Source organism: Algibacter lectus, assembly GCF_004368925.1.
Classification (GTDB): Bacteria; Bacteroidota; Bacteroidia; order Flavobacteriales; family Flavobacteriaceae; genus Algibacter; species Algibacter lectus.
Window position 1 is genome coordinate 245,678 of record NZ_SORL01000010.1, and the last position, 21,020, is coordinate 266,697.

General features: G+C 32.4%; 17 protein-coding genes. All 17 read left to right on the forward strand.

Going from position 1 to position 21,020, the window contains the following annotated elements; translation table 11 throughout:
* The first annotated feature begins 227 nt into the window (after nucleotides 1-227).
* The 17 genes from DFQ06_RS14900 to DFQ06_RS14980 all read left to right on the forward strand — a co-directional run bounded on the left by DFQ06_RS14900 (nucleotide 228) and on the right by DFQ06_RS14980 (nucleotide 20,948).
* On the forward strand, nucleotides 228-575 hold the full coding sequence (locus tag DFQ06_RS14900; protein WP_042499720.1) for a hypothetical protein: 348 nt from the start codon (nucleotides 228-230) through the stop codon (nucleotides 573-575).
* Nucleotides 576-702: 127 nt separating this feature from the next.
* Nucleotides 703-3,543, forward strand: coding sequence for an excinuclease ABC subunit UvrA (gene uvrA / locus DFQ06_RS14905; RefSeq protein WP_133968560.1), 2,841 nt, complete (start codon nucleotides 703-705; stop codon nucleotides 3,541-3,543).
* 36 nt (nucleotides 3,544-3,579) lie between these two features.
* Nucleotides 3,580-4,269, forward strand: coding sequence for an LOG family protein (locus tag DFQ06_RS14910; RefSeq protein WP_042499644.1), 690 nt, complete (start codon nucleotides 3,580-3,582; stop codon nucleotides 4,267-4,269).
* Between the two features lie 289 nt (nucleotides 4,270-4,558).
* Nucleotides 4,559-7,396, forward strand: a complete 2,838-nt coding sequence (locus tag DFQ06_RS14915) for a gluzincin family metallopeptidase (RefSeq protein ID WP_133968562.1) — start codon at nucleotides 4,559-4,561, stop codon at nucleotides 7,394-7,396.
* A gap of 162 nt (nucleotides 7,397-7,558) precedes the next feature.
* Entirely contained in the window at nucleotides 7,559-9,970 is a 2,412-nt protein-coding gene (locus tag DFQ06_RS14920; RefSeq protein ID WP_133968564.1) for an alpha-ketoacid dehydrogenase subunit alpha/beta, read from the forward strand.
* Nucleotides 9,971-10,155: 185 nt separating this feature from the next.
* Nucleotides 10,156-10,626, forward strand: a complete 471-nt coding sequence (locus tag DFQ06_RS14925; RefSeq protein WP_133968566.1) for a hypothetical protein — start codon at nucleotides 10,156-10,158, stop codon at nucleotides 10,624-10,626.
* Between the two features lie 88 nt (nucleotides 10,627-10,714).
* A complete protein-coding gene (locus tag DFQ06_RS14930; RefSeq protein ID WP_133968568.1) occupies nucleotides 10,715-11,935 on the forward strand; it encodes a hypothetical protein in 1,221 nt (406 codons plus the stop codon).
* Nucleotides 11,932-12,252 carry a hypothetical protein gene (locus tag DFQ06_RS14935; protein ID WP_133968570.1) on the forward strand — a complete coding sequence of 107 codons (321 nt, stop codon included), beginning with the start codon at nucleotides 11,932-11,934 and terminating at the stop codon, nucleotides 12,250-12,252. The genes DFQ06_RS14930 and DFQ06_RS14935 overlap by 4 nt, the downstream gene beginning before the upstream one ends.
* Nucleotides 12,253-12,419: 167 nt before the next feature.
* Nucleotides 12,420-12,896 (forward strand): phosphoethanolamine transferase domain-containing protein, encoded by a 477-nt coding sequence (locus DFQ06_RS14940; protein ID WP_042499651.1) that lies wholly within the window; start codon nucleotides 12,420-12,422, stop codon nucleotides 12,894-12,896.
* A 281-nt stretch (nucleotides 12,897-13,177) separates the two neighbouring features.
* Nucleotides 13,178-13,741, forward strand: coding sequence for a Crp/Fnr family transcriptional regulator (locus DFQ06_RS14945; RefSeq protein WP_042504988.1), 564 nt, complete (start codon nucleotides 13,178-13,180; stop codon nucleotides 13,739-13,741).
* 148 nt (nucleotides 13,742-13,889) lie between these two features.
* Nucleotides 13,890-14,699: a type 1 glutamine amidotransferase domain-containing protein gene (locus DFQ06_RS14950; protein ID WP_133968572.1), complete on the forward strand. Its 810-nt coding sequence runs from the start codon at nucleotides 13,890-13,892 to the stop codon at nucleotides 14,697-14,699.
* A complete protein-coding gene (locus DFQ06_RS14955) occupies nucleotides 14,700-15,092 on the forward strand; it encodes an ACT domain-containing protein (RefSeq protein WP_042499655.1) in 393 nt (130 codons plus the stop codon).
* A 27-nt stretch (nucleotides 15,093-15,119) separates the two neighbouring features.
* Nucleotides 15,120-15,446 carry a DMT family transporter gene (locus tag DFQ06_RS14960; RefSeq protein ID WP_042504983.1) on the forward strand — a complete coding sequence of 109 codons (327 nt, stop codon included), beginning with the start codon at nucleotides 15,120-15,122 and terminating at the stop codon, nucleotides 15,444-15,446.
* Between the two features lie 831 nt (nucleotides 15,447-16,277).
* The gene (locus DFQ06_RS14965) at nucleotides 16,278-17,624 is read left to right on the forward strand and encodes a TolC family protein (protein ID WP_159140088.1); all 1,347 of its coding nucleotides are present in this window, start codon (nucleotides 16,278-16,280) and stop codon (nucleotides 17,622-17,624) included.
* Between the two features lie 14 nt (nucleotides 17,625-17,638).
* Nucleotides 17,639-18,622 (forward strand): HlyD family secretion protein, encoded by a 984-nt coding sequence (locus DFQ06_RS14970; RefSeq protein WP_133968574.1) that lies wholly within the window; start codon nucleotides 17,639-17,641, stop codon nucleotides 18,620-18,622.
* Nucleotides 18,619-19,779: an ABC transporter permease gene (locus DFQ06_RS14975; protein WP_159140089.1), complete on the forward strand. Its 1,161-nt coding sequence runs from the start codon at nucleotides 18,619-18,621 to the stop codon at nucleotides 19,777-19,779. The genes DFQ06_RS14970 and DFQ06_RS14975 overlap by 4 nt, the downstream gene beginning before the upstream one ends.
* Entirely contained in the window at nucleotides 19,776-20,948 is a 1,173-nt protein-coding gene (locus DFQ06_RS14980; RefSeq protein ID WP_133968578.1) for an ABC transporter permease, read from the forward strand. Before DFQ06_RS14975 ends, DFQ06_RS14980 begins: the two co-directional genes overlap by 4 nt.
* Nucleotides 20,949-21,020 lie beyond the last annotated feature (72 nt).

A 21,020-nucleotide genomic window follows, 5' to 3' on the forward strand; every position in this document is an offset into this window, starting at 1 on the left:
GAGGGTACAAATAGAAAAACCGATTACTTCATTTACATAGATATCCAGAATAATACACCACAACTATTTTAGACAATAACAGAAACATAAACCACCCTATTTTTTATAGGGATTACTGCTTTCACGTTAGTTTTGAAGTATTTGTTAATTAATCTTAAAGCCCTTGACCTGAATGTTTTTAAGATATATTTTTAATAAAACCTATAACTAAATACACCTTAAAAATTATGAGAAAATTATTATTTACCGCATGTTTATCTGTTTTCACTATGGCTTTAAGTGCACAAGGCACGCCAGAAATTGGAGATCAACTTATTGTAAATGCGCCAACAGGGCAAAAATACAATCATGTTAAATTCCCTAAATTAAACTTTTTAGTAAAAAAGGGTAAAATTGCCAATTACAAAAGTGTTCAAGGCAGCGAAGTTGTAGTTAGCGATATAAAAACGTGTAACAAAGGCACAAAATATGTGATTTTGGAAAAAAAAGATGGTAGCAAGTTTTTTGGATATTTAAAAACTGTAAAAGCGAATTACGATGCTTCCATCAATTCTGGTGAACTGTCTGTAATATAATGCAGCGTAAACCAAGGCATGCAGAAGAATTACACTATTCTAAGCGTAATTCCTTTTAACAAAATAGACAATTAATCTTCACAAGATTTTAACATCAAAAATCGTAACTTCGCACTTTTGCCAATTTATGAGCCAATTTGATGATTTTATTGAAGTAAAAGGAGCGCGAGTTCACAACTTAAAAAATATAGACGTTTCCATTCCCCGAGAAAAGCTTGTGGTTATTACAGGTTTGTCGGGGAGTGGAAAATCGTCTTTAGCTTTTGATACTATTTATGCCGAAGGGCAACGCCGATATATAGAAACATTTTCGGCTTATGCCCGACAATTTTTAGGTGGATTAGAACGTCCGGATGTTGATAAAATAGACGGCCTCTCCCCTGTTATTGCTATAGAACAAAAAACCACAAGTAAATCGCCACGATCTACGGTTGGTACTATTACAGAAATTTACGATTTTATGCGCTTGCTTTTTGCACGTGCTAGTGATGCTTACAGTTACAATACGGGCGATAAAATGGTGAGCTATAGCGACGACCAAATTAAAGCGCTTATTCTAAAAGATTTTAAAGGAAAACGTATTAATGTTCTAGCGCCTGTAGTGCGCTCTAGAAAAGGGCATTACCGCGAACTTTTTGAGCAAATTGCAAAACAAGGCTTTGTGAAAGTCCGTACAGACGGCGAAATAAAAGACCTTGTAAAAGGTATGAAACTCGACCGTTATAAAAATCACGATATTGAAATTGTAATCGACAGATTAAAAATTGACGATAGCGCAGATAATGATAAACGCCTTACTGAAACCATAAACACAGCCATGTATCATGGTGAAGATGTGCTTTTGGTAATAGACCAAGACACCCAAGAAGCTCGTTACTTTAGTAGAAGTTTAATGTGCCCAACTTCGGGAATTTCTTATCCAAATCCAGAACCAAACAACTTCTCATTTAACTCACCAAAAGGTGCTTGCGATAATTGTAGTGGCATTGGCGAACTATACCAAGTAAACGAAAACAAAATTGTTCCTGACGATAGTTTATCTATTAAAAATGGCGCCTTAGCACCGCATGGTCCAGAAAAAAACTCTTGGATTTTTAAGCAGTTAGAAACTATTGCACAACGGTTTAATTTTAAATTAACCGACGCTTACAAAGATATCCCAAAGGAAGCCAAACAAATTATTATGTATGGTGGCAATGATAAATTTTCGGTTGAAAGTAAAACTTTAGGGGTAACCCGCGATTATAAAATTGATTTTGAAGGTGTTGCTAATTTTATTGATAATCAATATAAAACAGCCGAATCGACTTCTTTAAAACGTTGGGCTAAAGATTACATGGATAAAATTACATGTCCGGTTTGCGAAGGGTCTCGATTAAAAAAAGAATCGCTTTACTTTAAGATAAACGAAAAAAACATAGCCGAATTAGCCAATAGTGATATTGTAGAATTATCCGAATGGTTTAAAAACCTAAACGAACACCTTTCTGAAAAACAACTAAAAATTGCTGAAGAAGTAATAAAAGAAATTAAGTCTAGATTACAGTTTCTACTAGATGTAGGCTTAAATTACTTATCGCTTAACCGAAGCTCAAAATCACTTTCTGGAGGAGAAGCACAGCGTATTCGTTTAGCAACTCAAATTGGATCGCAATTGGTTGGTGTACTCTATATTTTAGATGAACCAAGTATTGGTTTACACCAACGTGATAACGAAAAACTAATAAACTCTTTAGTTGCTTTAAGAGATATCGGAAACTCTGTAATTGTGGTTGAACATGACAAAGACATGATTGAGCGCGCCGATTACGTTATAGATATTGGTCCAAAAGCAGGAAAACACGGTGGTAATATAATTAGCATTGGTACTCCAGAAGAATTAAAAACTCACGATACTTTAACAGCCGATTACTTAAACGGAAAGCAAGAAATTGAAATCCCTAAAAAACGTAGAGAAGGTAATGGTAAATTCTTAGAGCTTAAAGGCTGTACGGGTAATAATTTAAAAAATGTATCGGTTAAATTTCCGTTAGGAAAAATGATTGGCGTTACTGGTGTTTCTGGTAGCGGTAAATCGACTTTAATAAACGAAACCCTCTACCCTATTTTAAATGCCCATTATTTTAATGGCGTTAAAAAACCGATGCCTTATAAAAGCATAAAAGGTTTAAAACATATTGATAAAGTTATTGATATTAACCAGTCGCCTATTGGTAGAACGCCACGAAGTAATCCTGTCACTTATACAGGAACGTTTAGTGAAATTAGAGCCCTATTTGCAAAAATTCCTGAGGCCATGATTCGTGGTTACAAAGCAGGTCGTTTTAGTTTTAATGTAAAAGGCGGACGTTGTGAAACCTGTCAAGGTGGTGGTTTACGCGTTATTGAAATGAATTTCCTTCCTGATGTTTATGTGGAGTGTGAAACCTGCCAAGGGAAACGTTTTAATAGAGAAACCTTAGAAATTCGTTACAAAGGAAAATCGATTAGTGATGTATTGAATATGACGATTGATGAAGCCGTTGATTTCTTTGAACACATTCCTAAAATATACAGAAAAGTAAAAACTATACAAGATGTTGGCTTAGGATATATTACTTTAGGCCAGCAAAGCACAACCCTTTCAGGTGGTGAAGCACAGCGTATAAAACTAGCTACAGAGCTTTCCAAAAGAGACACCGGCAATACCTTTTATATTCTAGATGAACCTACTACAGGTCTGCATTTTGAAGACATTAGGGTGTTAATGATTGTTTTGAACAAATTAGCAGATAAAGGCAATACCGTTTTAATTATAGAGCATAATTTAGACGTTATAAAAACGGTCGATCATGTTATTGATATTGGCTACGAAGGTGGTAAAGGCGGTGGCAAGGTTATTGTAGAAGGTACTCCCGAAGTAGTTGCTAAACACAAAAAGAGCCATACCGCTCGCTTTTTAAAGCTAGAGCTTAAAAACGGAAAGTAAACAAATTAAAAAAACTTTTAAAACAGAATAATACATATGAAAAAAGAACAACACCCAAAAGGTTGGAATGAAAATAAAACAAACGATTCTTGGGCCATTTTTAAAATAATGGGCGAGTTTGTTAATGGTTTCGAAAAAATGAGTAAAATAGGACCTTGTGTTTCTATTTTTGGATCGGCACGTACTAAGCCAGATCACAAATACTATAAATTAGCAGAAAAAGTAGCTGGTAAAATTGTTGAACACGGTTACGGTGTTATCACTGGCGGTGGACCAGGAATAATGGAAGCAGGTAACAAAGGTGCGCATTTAGGCGGTGGAACTTCGGTTGGACTAAATATTGAATTGCCTTTTGAACAACATGACAACCCTTATATTGACAACGATAAAAGTTTAGATTTCGATTACTTTTTTGTTAGAAAAGTAATGTTTGTAAAATACTCTCAAGGTTTTGTTGTTATGCCAGGTGGTTTTGGAACTTTAGATGAATTGTTTGAAGCCATTACATTGATACAAACACATAAAATAGGTAAATTTCCAATAATACTAGTAGGTACAGATTTCTGGAAAGGCTTAATTGACTGGATTAAAACGACACTTTTAGATAGTTTTGAGAATATTAGCGCTAAGGATTTAGACTTAATTCATTTAGTTGATACTGAAGATGAAGTTATAGATATATTAGACGCTTTCTACAAAGAATCTAGATTAACACCTAACTTTTAATACATACACAGGTAAAGCTTCTAAACTAGTTACTATTACTGGTTTTAGAAGCTAGCCCTGCGTTAGGGATTGAGGCATTGTTGAAGCTCTTTTTGTGTGGTTGCACCTATGCAACACAAAAAAGCGACTGCCGAAAGCCCGACCCTTTTCGGGTAACGCCCAAAAACATAGAGTTTCTCTCTAATTCTAAACAATTTTGCTTAAACTGAAAAGTAATATTTTTAAGCCACCTTATTTTATTATATTGCAGAGCCTTAAGCACTATAAACCTTATTAATGTTAAAATAATTTGAAGTTACAATTTTTATTTCTTTTCGTGTTTTCTTCTATTGGTCTTACTGGTTTTAGTCAGAATAAAATTGACTTAAAAGCCAAATTTGATATTGAAAACAAATCGATTGAAATTGTACAAACAATTACTTACCAAAACACTTCCAAAGACACGCTTAGCACAATTTATTTAAGCGATTGGAATAACAGTTACTCTACTAAAAAGACAGCTTTAGCAACCAGAATTGCAGATGAGTATAAAAATGATTTTCATTTAGCTAAAAATGAAGATCGTGGCTTTTCGGTAGTGACTTTAGCCAAACAAAACGATGCCGTTTTAACGTACTCGCCAGTAAAAAACCAAATGGATATTTTACAGGTTAATTTAGTAAAACCAGTTAACCCAAACGAGAGTTATACCATTAAATTAGAATACCGTGTGCAGGTGCCAAACAGTAAATTTACGCGTTATGGCATAACGGATACAGGTGACTTAAACTTACGTTATTGGTATTTTACTCCTGCTATTTACGATGGCGAATGGCAATATTACAGCAATAAAGATTTAGACGATTTGTATATTCCGTTAGCCGATGTGAGCTTAGATCTTGAATATCCAAAGGGTTACCATATTACATCGGAATTGGATGTTATTGAAAGAAAAGAATTAGCAAACGCACAAAGCATAAAACTAGAGGGAAAAGACAGAGTTAACACTAAGCTATTCTTAAGCAAACGCGCTGATTTTAATACAATTAAAGGTGATAATTTTGCCATAGTTTCCAATATTGACGATGGCGGTTTAGAGATTATTGATAAGGTTTTAATTAACGAGAAAATATCGAAATTTTTATTAAAAACCTTTGATAAGTACCCTCACGAAAAACTTTTATTGACACAAATAGATTATGATAAAGACCCCGTTTATGGGCTTAATTTTTTACCTAATTTTATAAAACCGTATCCTGATAATTTTGAGTACGAACTTAAAATATTAAAGATTGCTTTGCACAATTACCTAGAAAACACCTTGCTGCTTAACCCAAGAAAAGAGCAATGGTTGCTAGATGGTATTCAAATTTACTACACCATTAATTATGTTGACGAATATTACCCAAACATGAAGTTTTTAGGTAGTATTAGCGATTATTGGGCCGTACGTCCTTTTCATGCTGCCGACATGAAATTTAACGACAAATACACCTTAGCGTACATGTTAATGGCGCGAACTAATAGAGATCAACCTTTAACAATGGCCAAAGATTCTCTGTTGAAGTTTAACAAAAACATTGCCAATAAATACAAGGCAGGCGTTGGCCTTAAGTACTTAGATGAGTTCGTAAATGGTGATGTAGTTGAAAATACTATAGAATCTTTTTTGAAGACGAATAAGCTAAAACCAACAAGTACAAAAGCATTTGAAAAACTTATAAAATCTAAAACAAATAAAGATATTGATTGGTTTTTTTCTGAATACATAGCGACTCGGAAAAAGATAGATTTTAAAATACAAAACGTTACAAAAACCGAAGATTCTATTACGCTTACCGTTAAAAATAAAAGAAACAACAGCATGCCTGTGTCTCTCTACACTTTAAATAACGATAGCATAATTTCTAAAACTTGGTTAGAAAACATTTCGGGAAGTAAAACTTTTACCTTGCCTAGAAATGGCGCCAACAAATTAGCTTTAAACTATGAAAATAGCATTCCGGAAAACAACTTAAGAGACAACTGGAAATCGCTAAAAGGTTTCTTTTTCAACAATAAACCGTTGCAACTTAGAGTTTTTCAAGATATTGAAGATCCTCATTACAACCAGGTGTTTTTTATGCCTATTGTTGAATTTAATAATATTTATGACGGTCTTACGCTTGGTGTGAGAGCTTACAATAAAACGGTGTTAAGAAAACTTTTTAACTACAGAATAGAACCACAATACGCCATTAAATCTAAAACATTTACGGGTGGAGCAGCTGTTTTTAAAACACATTATTTTGAAAACAGGAATTTGTATTCAGTAAATTACGGTGTCACCGGAAGCTACAAATCTTACGCAGAGGACTTATTTGTGAGTAAAATTCAGCCATCAATTTCTTTTAGTTTTAGAGACGATTCAGACTTTAGATCTAACAAACGAGAATCTTTAAGTTTTAGATATTTAGATATTAACAGAGATCAGGACCAAGACCCAACTAATGTTTTAACTGATACCGAACCTAATTATTCGGTTTTTAATGCGCGCTACACCAACTCGAATAATAACCTTATAAAATATAGCAGTTGGTATTCTGATTTTCAAGTCGCCAAAAATTTTAGTAAACTAGCCTTTAATTACGAATACAGAAGGTTATTTGAAAGTAACAGGCAATTAAATATCCGTTTTTATACGGGTGCTTTTATAAAAAATAGTCTGCCAACGAGCTCAAACTATTTTAGTTTTGCTCTAGATCGTCCATCGGATTACCTATTCGATTATTCCTATTTAGGCAGATCGGAAGCCTCAGGTATATTTAGTCAGCAATATATAGAAGCCGAAGGTGGTTTTAAATCTAAATTAGATACACCTTTTGCAAACCAATGGATGTCTACCTTTAACGCTAGTACAACGCTTTGGAACTACGTTTTACTTTATGGTGATATTGGTTTGGTTAAAAATAAGCATCGCGACCCTCATTTGGTTTACGATTCTGGTATTCGAATTAATTTAGTTACCGATTATTTTGAAATTTATCTTCCACTCTACTCTAACTTAGGATGGGAAATTGGTCAAGAAAATTACGACCAAAAAATCAGATTTAAATTCACTTTAGACCCACAAGCTCTTCTTGGCTTATTTAGGCGCAGATGGTTTTAATTTTTTATTGAATTATCAAAATCACCTAGATAATAATACGAAAAATTCAACAGAAATAAGCCTAAACATTATTTCATCAAATTAATAACAATATTTTAACGCCGCATAACATTGTAAAAATCGTTAATATTAACTACTTTTGCAAAAAGGATACTATACAATATGCAGACAATTCCAGACGTAACAAATGATCTATCTTTCGAAGATTTTAAAACAGAAGTTTTAAACGATTACAAAATTGCTGTAGTCAGTCGGGAGTGTAGTTTGTTAGGACGCCGAGAAGTTTTAACAGGAAAAGCCAAGTTTGGTATTTTTGGCGATGGAAAAGAAGTGCCACAATTAGCTATGGCTAAAGCTTTTCAAAAAGGCGATTGGAGATCGGGTTATTATCGCGATCAAACCTTTATGATGGCTATTGGCGCATTAACCACAGAACAGTTTTTTGCTGGCTTGTACGCTAATACTAATTTAGAATTAGAACCTATGTCGGCCGGACGCCAAATGGGTGGACACTTTGTAACCCATAGTTTAAACGACAATGGAACCTGGAAAAACTTAACAGAACAATATAATTCTAGTGCCGATATTTCGCCTACTGCAGGGCAAATGCCTCGTTTATTAGGGTTGGCTCAGGCTTCTAAAATTTTCCGAAATGTAAAAGACATCAATACTAACAATTTTTCTGTAAAAGGAAATGAAGTGGCTTGGGGAACTATTGGAAACGCTAGTACAAGTGAAGGTCTGTTTTTTGAAACCATCAACGCTGCCGGAGTTTTACAAGTTCCTATGGTTATAAGTGTTTGGGATGATGAGTATGGTATTTCTGTTCATGCTAGACACCAAACAACAAAAGAAAATATTTCTGAAATTCTAAAAGGATTTCAACGTAATAAAAAAGAAAAAGGATTCGAAATCCTGAGAGTAAAAGGTTGGGATTATCCAAATTTAATGGAAACCTACCAAGAAGCGGCTAAAATTGCTAGAGAAGAACATGTACCTGTTTTAATACATGTTGTAGAATTAACGCAACCACAAGGCCACTCTACCTCTGGATCGCACGAACGTTACAAAAATGCAGAACGATTAGAATGGGAAACCGAGCACGATTGTAATACACAAATGCGCCAATGGATTATTGAAAGCGGCATTGCAACCAATGAAGCTTTAGTAGACATTGAGCGTACAGCTAAAAGAAACGTACGTGATGCTAAAAAGAATGCATGGAACACGTTTTTAAGACCTATTAAAAAAGAACAATTAGAGATTGTTAATATTTTAAAGCAAGTAGCGTCAAAAAGTGCTAACCGCGTTTTTATCTCGAAATTGGCTACCGATTTAGAAGCTATTGGAGAACCTACCAGAAAAGATATTTTATCGACCTCTAGAAAAGTACTTCGCCTTACCCTTGGTGAAACTAATGCCGAAACAACAACGCTCGGTAATTGGATAAACAATAATATAGCAAAAACACAACACAGTTTCAGTTCGCATCTATATTCTGAAACACAACGTGCAAACATAAGAATTAAAGAAATTAAACCTACTTATACAGACGATTCTGAATTAGTTGATGGACGTATTATAATACGTGATAATTTCGATATTATTTTTAGTAGTCATCCCGAAGTTTTAGTTTTTGGAGAAGACACCGGAAAGATTGGAGATGTAAATCAAGGTTTAGAAGGTTTACAAGAAAAATTTGGAGAATTACGAGTGGCAGATACTGGTATTCGCGAAGCAACTATTATTGGTCAAGGTATTGGTATGGCATTAAGAGGCTTACGCCCTATTGCTGAAATTCAGTACTTAGATTATATTTTATACGCACTTCAAATTATAAGTGACGATTTAGCCACACTACATTACCGTACAAAAGGTAAGCAAAAAGCACCATTAATTATTAGAACTCGTGGCCATAGACTAGAAGGTATTTGGCATTCTGGGTCGCAAATGGGTGGTATTTTAAACTTAGTTAAAGGTGTACACCTTTTGGTACCAAGAAACATGACTAAAGCTGCTGGATTCTATAACACCCTACTTCAAGGAGACGATCCTGCTATTGTGGTAGAATGTTTAAATGGTTACCGTTTAAAAGAAAAAATGCCAAGCAACCTTAGCGCTATTAAAACACCTATTGGCGTGGTTGAAACCGTAAAAGAAGGAACCGATATTACCTTAGTATCTTACGGATCTACTTTACGCATTGTAGAGCAAACCGCTAAAGATTTGTTAGCCCTTGGTATTGATGCTGAAATTATTGATGTACAATCATTAATTCCTTTCGATCTTAATCATGATATTGTAAAAAGTATCGCAAAAACAAACCGTTTAATGATTATAGATGAAGATGTTCCTGGTGGGGCGTCGGCATATATTTTAGATGAAATATTAAACAAACAAAATGCTTTTCAGTATTTAGATAGTGCTCCAAAAACATTAGCAGCAAAATCACACAGACCAGCTTATGGTAATGATGGTGATTATTTCTCTAAACCATCTGCAGAAGATATTTTTGAAGCTATTTATGCTGTAATGCACGAAACTAACCCTGTGCAATTTCCTAAATTGAGATAGGTAAAAGTTTTGCATATAAACATATCACACAAAAGGCTTTGCTAGGTTTTCCCGAGCAAAGCCTTTCTTTTTACAAACATATTTCCTCACGTTTTTCATAAAATATTATTCGGCTATACTTTCTATATCTAAGCACAGCCAATTCCGTATTATTTTATTAAATTTAAAATCTAATTTATTTATAAATGAAAGCAGTTTCGGCAGTCGCTATAAAAAAAGAATTACAACATCAGTCGCAAAGCGAATTGATAGCGCTTTGCCTTAGGTTATCGCGCTTTAAAAAAGAAAACAAAGAACTCCTTACCTATTTATTGTTTGAATCGGCTCATGAGGATGATTATATTCAATCGGTTAAAACATATATAGATGATGAGTTTGAAACCATAAACAGAGATAGTTTTTTTTATATCAGGAAATCGGTTCGTAAAATTCTAAGAAACGTAAAAAAGTATGTGCGCTACTCTCAGAAAAAAGAAACAGAAGCCGAACTACTTATCTATTTCTGTAAAACCTTAAAAAACTTTTCACCAAGCATTAAACGTAGCACACAATTGGTAAACTTATACGATCGCCAATTACTCATGGCTAAAAAAATAATTTCGGGCCTACATGAGGATTTACAATACGATTACAATGAAATGCTTGAAGAACTATAGAATGAAATAATAATTATAAAGAACAGATTAATATAAGGCAGATAAAGGTAATTGGCTTTATATTGTTATTGTGCAACCATATAAGAAAATGAATCGAATAGACGAAATAGAAGAAAAACTTTCACAAGGAAGCTACTATAAATTTGTATATAGATTAATTGATTTAATCAAAAGAAAATACGGAATATTCCAATATGATATTGCTAAAGAATTTGGAATAAAACCTATTGAAATTAGTCATCTAAAAACTAATTACAGAGAGCGTAAAAATGATGATTTATTTTTAAAAATCATTGATAAATACCCTGTTGATATTGATAAATTAATTTCGCTAGTTAATAGTTCAATTGTTGCTGAAAAAGCAGCAGAAAAGAAGAGAATTGAAAATAGCGAATTTGGTTTAGGGGTATATATTTATGATGAAATTATTGACCAAATAACCTATTATAATTTAAGTGTAAATACTTATCAGAGAACTTCAAAAATTAAAGACAAAGAAACCGATGATATTACAAGTGGAAGATTTCACAATAGAACAATAAACTTCGGTAACTCATTCTTAAGTTCAAACACAATTATACTAAATGGTAAATCTGTTGAGAAATTAATAAAATCAAAAAATATAATTTCAGGGTTTTCTACTGAAATGTATAATTCAGATGACATATACGGAGTTAAACCTTTATTAGTTACGCCTCTTGATTTGAGCAAGGATTTTGAAGATTTAATTAAATTTTATTTTAGAAAAAAAGAACTTCAAATTGGATTTAAAAGTTGCTCACCAACTTCATTTAAAAAAATGATTTTGGACAACAAAAAGCATAATAAGGAATTAAATATAAAAATACCATCCGAACTCGTTACGAGTTATAATCAATTCTTGGAATATTTTTCAGATTACGTTAAACATGCTAAAGGAGAAAAAATTGAATTTAACATTGTAAAATTAAGAGACGGTCTCGACATTTCTTTATTAGTTCCTGATGATAGCGATATTGAGACCATAGGAAATTATCTTAATGAATATTTAAATTTTACTAAACAAAATATAGAGAACTTAAAAGTTAATGTTGAAACCGATATTAGCGAAACAGATTTCAATTTACTTGTGTTAGATTTAAAGCATCAAGTTACTAGCTTAAAACATAGTTTAGAATTAGCTAGTTTAAGAAACAATCTTCTTTCTGGACAAGTTGACCATTTAAAAGAATTGAGTTCTGATTTTGCAAAAAAGGAAAACGTTATACATACACAAATAATAAACGGAGGGGACCAGCAATTTGCAGATAAAATAAAAAATAAAGGATGAAAATAAATAATCAAAATATTTACGGAGGAAATCAACAATTTGCTGATTTAATTATTAATTCAAAGGATAATAAAATTGACGAACTTGATAGAAAATTCTTAAAATTAGTTTATGAAAACACAAATTCAATAGAAAAAAGAGAAGAGTTAATCAGAAGCTTAAGTGATATTAAAGAAAATGATGCTGACGAGGAATCAACTCAAAAATCAAGGAATATTTTATCCAATTTTTTAAAAGTAATTCCTGGAGAAGCTGGAAAACAAATAGTAAAAGAACTAATTGAAAATGGGTCTGAATATTTAACTGGAATAATATAAAATACGGTTGTCAACACTGTATAAAAATAATTGCGGCTTAGTACTTAATCAAAGGTCGTTGCGTGTTTGTTACGTCTGATTTTCCTTCGGAAAATCCTCGCACACAAATCCGCAACTATTTTTAATCATAGATATCACAAACAAGCTTAAAAAACCCCATATACAAAATGAAAATCGAGTTTAAAGAAAATCAGAAATTTACGCAATGGTGGGTTTGGCTTATTTTAATCACAATCGGAATTATACCGATTATAGGAATTTACAAGCAGCTAATTCTCGGAAAACAATTTGGAGATAAACCTATGTCCGATTTAGGTTTAATTATTTTTAGTGTGTCTGTATTTTGCCTTATAGCAATCTTCTGGTTTATGCGACTAAAAACTGAAATTAACGAAAATGAAATCCGAATAAATTTCTTCCCCTTTATCAAGAAGCAAGTGAATTGGACAGAAATAAAAAGCGCTGAAATGGTAAATTATGGCTTTGTTGGAGGTTGGGGGATCCGTCCTTGGACAAAACATGGAACCGTATACAATATGAAAGGAAACAAAGGTTTGGCTATTGAACTTCTAAGTGGAGAAAAGTTTCTAATAGGCACTCAAAAAGAAGTTGAACTGGATAAAATAATTGAAAAGTTAGTTTAATAACCTCTAGTTCTACCCTACTAATAAAAAGAGTTTTTAAAAAATAATAAAACAGAATTTCTAATTACTAAACTTTCGGATACAACGAAAACCATACTATATATTTATTCTTTTTTAATACTACAAATGGAGAAATGGCTATATATCCACTTCAACATATTCGCAAAAAGAGAAGTTAAAAGTGTTGCAAATGTGGTTTGAATATACATTAAAGAACTTTAAATAAATACTACATTTAAACAAAACACCTTAATCGTAAATAACTGATTTCGAATAAACACATGGAAATAAATCAAATTATTGATAATATATACCCGTTAACAAAGGCTTCAAAAAGTTTAATAAAAGAGTCGATAGTTGAAGTCAAGTTTCCAAAAGGACATATTTTATTCAAAGCAAATAAAATTGAAACCAGTATTTATTTCATAAAAAAAGGAATTGCAAGAGCCTATGCTTTTTCAGATGAAAATCAAATTACTTTTTGGTTTGGCCAAGAAGGCGATCCTATTGTTTCTATGCAAAGTTATGTCAATAATCAAAAAGGCTACGAAGATGTAGAATTATTAGAAGATTGTGATCTTTACGAATTAAAAACAGAAAAACTTCATGAACTCTTTTTAGAAGATATTGAAATTGCAAATTGGGGACGCAAATTTTCAGAATTAGAACTTATTAAATCAGAAAAACGCCTTATTGCCTTACAATTCAATACTGCAACCGAAAGATACTTGGCACTTCTAGAAAATTACCCCAGCATTATACAGCGTGTGCAATTATCTTATATTGCCTCCTATTTAGGCATTACCCAAGTTAGCTTAAGCCGAATTAGAGCGAACATAAAATAAATGTCGTTTTTATCATTTGTTAAATGATATCTTCAATATGTTTTAGACTTTTGCCACATAGTATTATTCTTAACTAAAGGTCATCAAATTATTTTATCTTTTAGAAACAGGAATAATCTAAAACCTAATTTTAAAATAAATTTTAGATATGTTAAATACAATAAAAATTAAAACACTTCTTATTCTATCACTGTTTACGCTTCTTCTTATAGGCTGTAATAATAAAAACAACACAGAAAAATCTACTATAAAAACAGAAACTAAAGCATTAAAAAAAATATTATTTGTAGTTACCAGCCATAGCGAAAAAGGAAATACTGGCGAAAAAACAGGTTATTATTTAGGTGAAGTTTCTCATCCATGGGATGTATTGCATACTGCTGGTTACGAGATTGATTTTGTAAGTCCACAAGGAGGAAAAGCACCTGTAGATGCATTTAACATGAATGATTCTATTAATAAGAAATTTTGGGATAACGATGTTTATCGTAACAAAATTGAAAACACTAAAAAACCTAGTGAAGTAAATCCGGAAGACTATCTAGCCATCCATTATGCAGGTGGTCACGGAGCGATGTGGGATTTTGCAGACAATACTGAAATTGCCGAAATAGCAAAACAAATCTATGAAAACAATGGCGTAGTAAGCGCTGTTTGTCATGGTCCTGCTGGCATTGTAAACATTAAATTAAGTAACGGACTCTATCTCGTAGACGGCAAAAAAGTTAACGCTTTTACTAATGAAGAAGAGGTGAAAGTTAAACTAGAAAATGTGGTTCCTTTTTTACTAGAAGATCAATTAATTGCACATGGTGCTATTTTCGAAAAATCGGCTCCTTTTACGGAACACGTTGTTACAGACCAAAGATTAGTAACAGGGCAAAACCCACAATCTGCACATAGCGTTGGTAAAGCAACCTTAAAAGAGCTACAAAAATTAAACAAAAGCACTAAATAAATGAGCGGAGAAAAAAATTTAGAAATGCTTTTAAAATCAATGAAACCTAAACACAATTTAGGCGAATTTGTATTTTGTAAAACAGAACGTTTGGAGCTTATTAAATTGAGCCAAATTATAATGACTTTTAAAGAAGAAGAAAGCACTACCATTATTACTAAAAAAGAAGTGGCAGACCAATTGGGTTTAGAGTATTCTTTTATAGCATCTTGGATTACACTTACAGTACATTCGTCCCTAGAAGCCGTTGGCTTAACAGCCGCATTTTCTAATGCTTTATCTAAAAATGGAATAAGCTGCAATGTTGTTGCAGCTTATTATCACGATCATATTTTTGTCGATGTAAAAGACACAGAAAAAGCAATGAAAATTTTAAATGAATTTTCAAAATAACACATCAATACTAAAACATAAAAATAAATGAATTGGATACTATTAGTAATTGCTGGGCTTTTTGAAGTTGCCTTCGCTACCTCACTTGGTAAAGCCAAAGAAGCAACAGGAATAGAATCTACATACTGGTACATCGCGTTCATTATTTGTTTAGTAATAAGTATGTCACTTCTTTTAAAAGTAACGCAACACCTCCCAATTGGAACAGCTTATGCCGTTTGGACAGGTATTGGAGCTGTAGGTACAGTTTTAGTTGGTATATTTGTTTTTAATGAACCCGCAACAACTTTGCGTATATTTTTTATTTCAACATTAATTATTTCGATTATCGGTTTGAAAGTAGTTTCGCATTAAACAAATAAAAATAATTAAAACCACTCCCCTAACTTTTAAAATGAGTAGAACATTAAAAATAATAACCTCTACAATAACAATCATTTTAGGTTGGTTACTTGCCGGAATTGGCTATACAACCAAAATTGGCCACCCGACAAATACGATATTGATTTTATTGGGAATAGCTTGTTTTATCAGTGGATGTTTATGGCTTATAATCTCAATTAAATCAACTAAAAAATCTTAATTGAAACCATCAGAATTCCTCAAAATAAAGACAAATTATCTCAGCATTGTAATTAATTCAATATTGTTCTTTGGAGTTCTATTATTACTAATTTTTATTGAAACTTTAGTTTTCTTCCTCTTATATGGTTCCGGTGCTAGTTCGAGTAGAATTGCCAAATTATGGTATATGGACTTCATATTAAATTCACTTCCAATAGTTCTTTTAGCCCTTTTTTTAGTTTACAAAACCATGAAAAGGTATAAAGAAAAAGAATACGTAAAATTCAAAACGAGTCTTTTTACACTTTTAATTGTCCTTTTTCTTTTCTCTATAAGAGACCAAATTAACCAACTTATTTTCTAAGAAAAATAAAAACGATGTGGTTACATCATATAGAAATAATTCCGTAATTTAGTGCTTAAATAAAGGTAGTAGCGTATTTGCTACGTCTAATTTTCATCAGGAAATTCCTCGCACGCAAAACCGTACTATTCTTGTACGTAACCGTTAATTAACCATAATATAATTTTTTATTTTACTATGATGGTTTTACTAACTTCTTCTATTATTTGTGTTGTATGAAAAAATTAATTTATATAAGTTTCTTCAGCTTCTTTTGCATGAGTTCTTTAATGGCCCAGAATAATTTAAGCGTCATTGAAATCGATTTAATTAACCGAAGTTTAGAAAAAAGTTATGCCTTAAAAAAATCAATTCATGAACTTTCTATCGACAGCATAGAAAGAAAAATTATCCGTCAGAACTTTATTCCAACTCTAGAAGCCGATGCCAAGTATGGCTACGCATCGAGTAGAATAGATATCGACATCCCAACGCTACAGTTACCAATTACTGGTATTGAATTATTTGAAGGCGACTCGAGATTCAATACGCAAGGCCAAATTTTCAATGCAAACTTAACGGCCAAAGCCCTGCTGTTTTCTGGCTTACAAGTAAAATATGGATCTAAAGCCACCGAAGAAAAAATTAAAGCAAAAAACTTTATGCTTCATGCTGAAAAAGCAGATATTATAAAAGATGTTATTGACACTTTTGATACAATTGAATTACTAAAACAATCTGAAATTGTTATCACCAAAAGTGAAGAACGCTTAGCAAAGGAAAAAGAAAGAGTAAAAACAGCCATAAAAAATGGATTAGCCATTCCCTACGATCGAGATAAAATTACGGCAGCCGAATTAAACTTAGCATCCAAAAAAGTAGAACTTCACGGCAATCTCAGTTTATTATATTTAAAACTTTCTATGCTAACAGATGTAAATATTTCAACTTTAGAAAATTACAGCTTCGAATTAACGCCATGGACGTTAAAAAACATAGGACAAAACTTTAGTGATCGTCCAGAATTAAAAGCCTTAAACGCTTCTGTAAAAGCTTACGATTATAAGTTAAAAATGAACAAAAACGCCTATTTACCAAAGGTTCAAGCGGTGGCTTCCCTATCTTACTCTAATTTATTTAATGCCAGTTTAGAAACCCCTTACGCACTTCCTGGTGGTGAAAATATAAATTTAGAATTAGATAAATTCGAATTAGCTCCTGCTTACTTTTTGGGTGTTGGTATGCAATGGGAATTATTTAGCGGCTTAAAACATACCAACGAAACACACATAGCACGTATTGAGAAAAATATAATTGAAGAAGAAAAAAGTGATATTGAAGAAAAACTAGAACTTTTCGCAAAAAAAGTACAGGTAAATTTTGATGTTAAAAACCAACAATTGGTATTAAAAGCGCAAGAAATGCAGGTTGCCAAAAACAGCTTAAATCTAGCAATTAAAAGTTACCGCGAAGGGTTAATATCAATATCAGATCGCTTGCAAACCGAAACAGAATATCAAAATGCCGTGCTTAACTATTACAATTTTGTAGCACAACAACGTATGGTTGCATTAGATTTATTAATCTCAACAGGGAGTTTACAAATTGAAAATTTGAAAAATTAGAAACTTATTCTATTATGAAAAACAAAAAGCAAATTCTTATATTAATCGTTCCGGTGTTAATTATCGTTATCGGCATATTTTTGTTGCTTCTTTTAAAACCTAACGAAAATGAAAATCGTGTTTTTGTTGGTTTATTTGAAACCACCGAAATCCGTGTGGCTTCCGAAGTTCCTGGTCGCATAGAAACCATTTATGTAAAGCTAGGCGACCAAGTTAAAAAAGGACAACTACTCGCAACTATTGAAAGTGATATTCTGGATGCTAAAATTCAGCAAGCTGAAGGCATGTTTGATGCTGCTAAATCGGTAAGCGATAAAGCAAACTCTGGAGCTAGAAGCCAAGAATTATCGGCCGTAGAAGACAAATATAAAATGGCTAAAAGTCAATATAGCTTTGCAGAAAAATCTTTTAAAAGATTAAAAGCCATGGCTAAAGACAGCTTGATATCTCAACAACAAATGGATGAAATCACCTTTAAGCGCGATGCGGCTTTCGACCAAATGAATGCAGCCAAATATATGTTTGAAATGGCAAAAGAAGGAGCTAGAGTTGAAGACAAAAAAGCCGCCAAAGGCCAAATGAATGCTGCCGGAGGAAAAGTAAGTGAAGCGAAAGCTTATTATAAAGAATTGGAGATTTACGCTCCCGTTTCTGGTGAAATTTCATCAAAATTAGCAGAAGAAAGTGAAGTGATGCCTGCTGGTTACCCCATATTTACTATTCAGAAATTAGAAGAAATATATGCTGTAATTCACGTGAGGGAAGATTTTTTAAAAGATTTTTCTATGGGAACAGAAATCTCAGGAAACTTACCAGCTTTTAATAATGAGTCGCATACATTTAAGGTAACTTATATTGCACCAATGGCCGATTTTGCAGATTGGGTTCCAACTGCCGATAAAGGCCGATTGGATATGAAAACTTTTGAAATTCATTTAACACCTTCAGAAAAAATTAAAGGTCTACGTCCAGGCATGAGTCTTAATATTCAATTTTGAAAACCATACTACAAATAATAATACGGGAGTTTATAAGGCTTAAAAAAAGGCCTACCGCTTGGGTGCTTTTATTTGTAATTCCTATTGGCGTTTTCTTTTATCTAGGCGCTATTTATGAAGAAGGCGCTATAAAAAATGTTTCTATTGCCGTTTTAGATTTAGATCACACCGATTTAAGCAGAAAAGTAATTAGCAATGTGGAAGCTTCTCCGAAGTTAAACATCATTCAGTTTTTGAACTCTAACGATAATATAAACGACATTTTCATAAATCATCCTGAAATTAAAGGGTTTTATGTAATTCCGAAGAATTTTCAGAAAAATATTTTAAACGGAAAACAAGAAAAATTATTGGTTTACACCAATTCTTCAAACATTATATACGGCAACCTTATTTACAAAGAAGCCGCCACTTTTATAAATACCATGTCTTCGGGAATTAATTTGCAAACCTTTAAACTTAACGGAATTCCGCACGAGAAAGCCATTAAAATGGTTATGCCTATTAGGGTAATCACTAAACCACTTTACAATGCTTATTATAATTATTTGTATTATTTAGTTCCGGGATTAACCACGGTTTTATTACAAATGATCGTATTTCTTCTGGCTGCCAGATCTATTAATTCTGAATATTCAAATGAAACCTATAACGCATTATTAAACCTCGCGAATGGTAGTGTTTTTAAAATTATTTTAGGAAAATTGATAGCATACACCCTACTCGGGTTGATAGTTGCTATTTTTATTTTCTCTGTAGTGCATCCGCTATTAGGCATTCCTTCAAGTGAAAGTACCTTGCCATTTCTATGGGTAGTTTTAGCGTTTGTAATTGCAAATGCCATGTTGGGTATTATGATTTCTACAATTTTTAAAAACGAAGCGATTGCCATGGATGTATCTTTTGTTTACAATTCACCAGCATTTGTATTTAGCGGCTTTACATTCCCTATTATGGCCATGCCAGCTTTTAATGCTTGGTATGCCCAACTTATACCCTACACCCATTTTTTAAACGCTTTTATAAAAGGCATGGAGATGAACACACCTTTCTCTTTTTTAATACAACCGACTGTAAATTTGTTGGTTTTCTTTTTGGTAGGCTATGTTATAACCGTGAGCATATTTATGTTTCGTAATAAAAAAGTAGCTGTATGAAAAAATGGTTTTCCATATTTAAAAGTGAATTAGCTCTCATTTTTGACGACAAAAGCATACTACTTACGTGTTTAGTAGCACCCATACTCTATGCTTTTTTTATTGGCTCTATTTACGCTGAAAAAAACGTTACAGAAATCCCTATTGCGGTGGTAGATTTTGATCATTCAAATTTATCTAGAAAGGTTTCTCAATTAGTAAATACTTCTGAAAAAATATCTGTAGAAGGACACTATTCGTCTATAGAAGATGCTATGTTTCATTTTAATAATCTAGAGGTTCAGGGTATTCTTGTTTTACCGAAAAACTTTCAAAGGAAAACCATCAATTTAGATGGTTCACAGGTAGAACTCATTTTAAACAACACTAAATTTTTAACTTCAAACGAAATAAACAAAGCCGTTCAAAGTGTTATTTTAACTGTGGCTGGAGGTGTTAGAATGCAATATTTTGTTTCTAATAACATACCCGTAGAACTTGCTAAACAAAAAGCACAGCCCATACTGCCTGTTTTTAAATCGATTTATAATGCTACTAATAATTATGGCGATTATTTATTGCCTATTTTATTAATTTTAATTATTCAACAAACATTAATAATTGGTTTTGGACAAAGCATTGTGCATGAATTTAAACATGGCCTTTTTAATCATTCAGAAAAATTAAACTTCTTTGAGTTTACTAAAATCCTTTCTGCAAAAAGTTCTTATTACATATTGCTTTACATTATATACTTTTTTGTTTTCTACAAATTAATATTTCCGTTTTTCTCGCTTAGTTTTAATGGTTCTATCTTTTTACATCTGTTATTGAGTTTACTGTTTATCTCTGTTCTAATTATATACACAACCTTATTTGCATCATTTTTTAAAACAGCCATTGGTTGGACAGAAATTATGGCGTTTTCTACCTACCCGCTATTCTTAGTTTCCGGATATTCTTGGCCTATTGATTCCATGCCACAAGGTTTAAAAGTATTTGCAAACTTATTACCATCTACACCTTATTTCAATATATTTAATGCTTTAGCTACTGAAGGTGCTAAGCTAGATAACATTACCAATGGTTTTGCTCATTTATTGGTGTTGTTATTAGTTGGTTATTTGTTACTTTACGTGAGGTTTCAATTTATAAAAGAAAAAATGATAGTTAAAACTGTTGAAAATTAATTACTTCCACCACTTAAACTACTGGTAAAAAAAATACTTACCTATAGTAACTAACAATAATTTAATACAAGT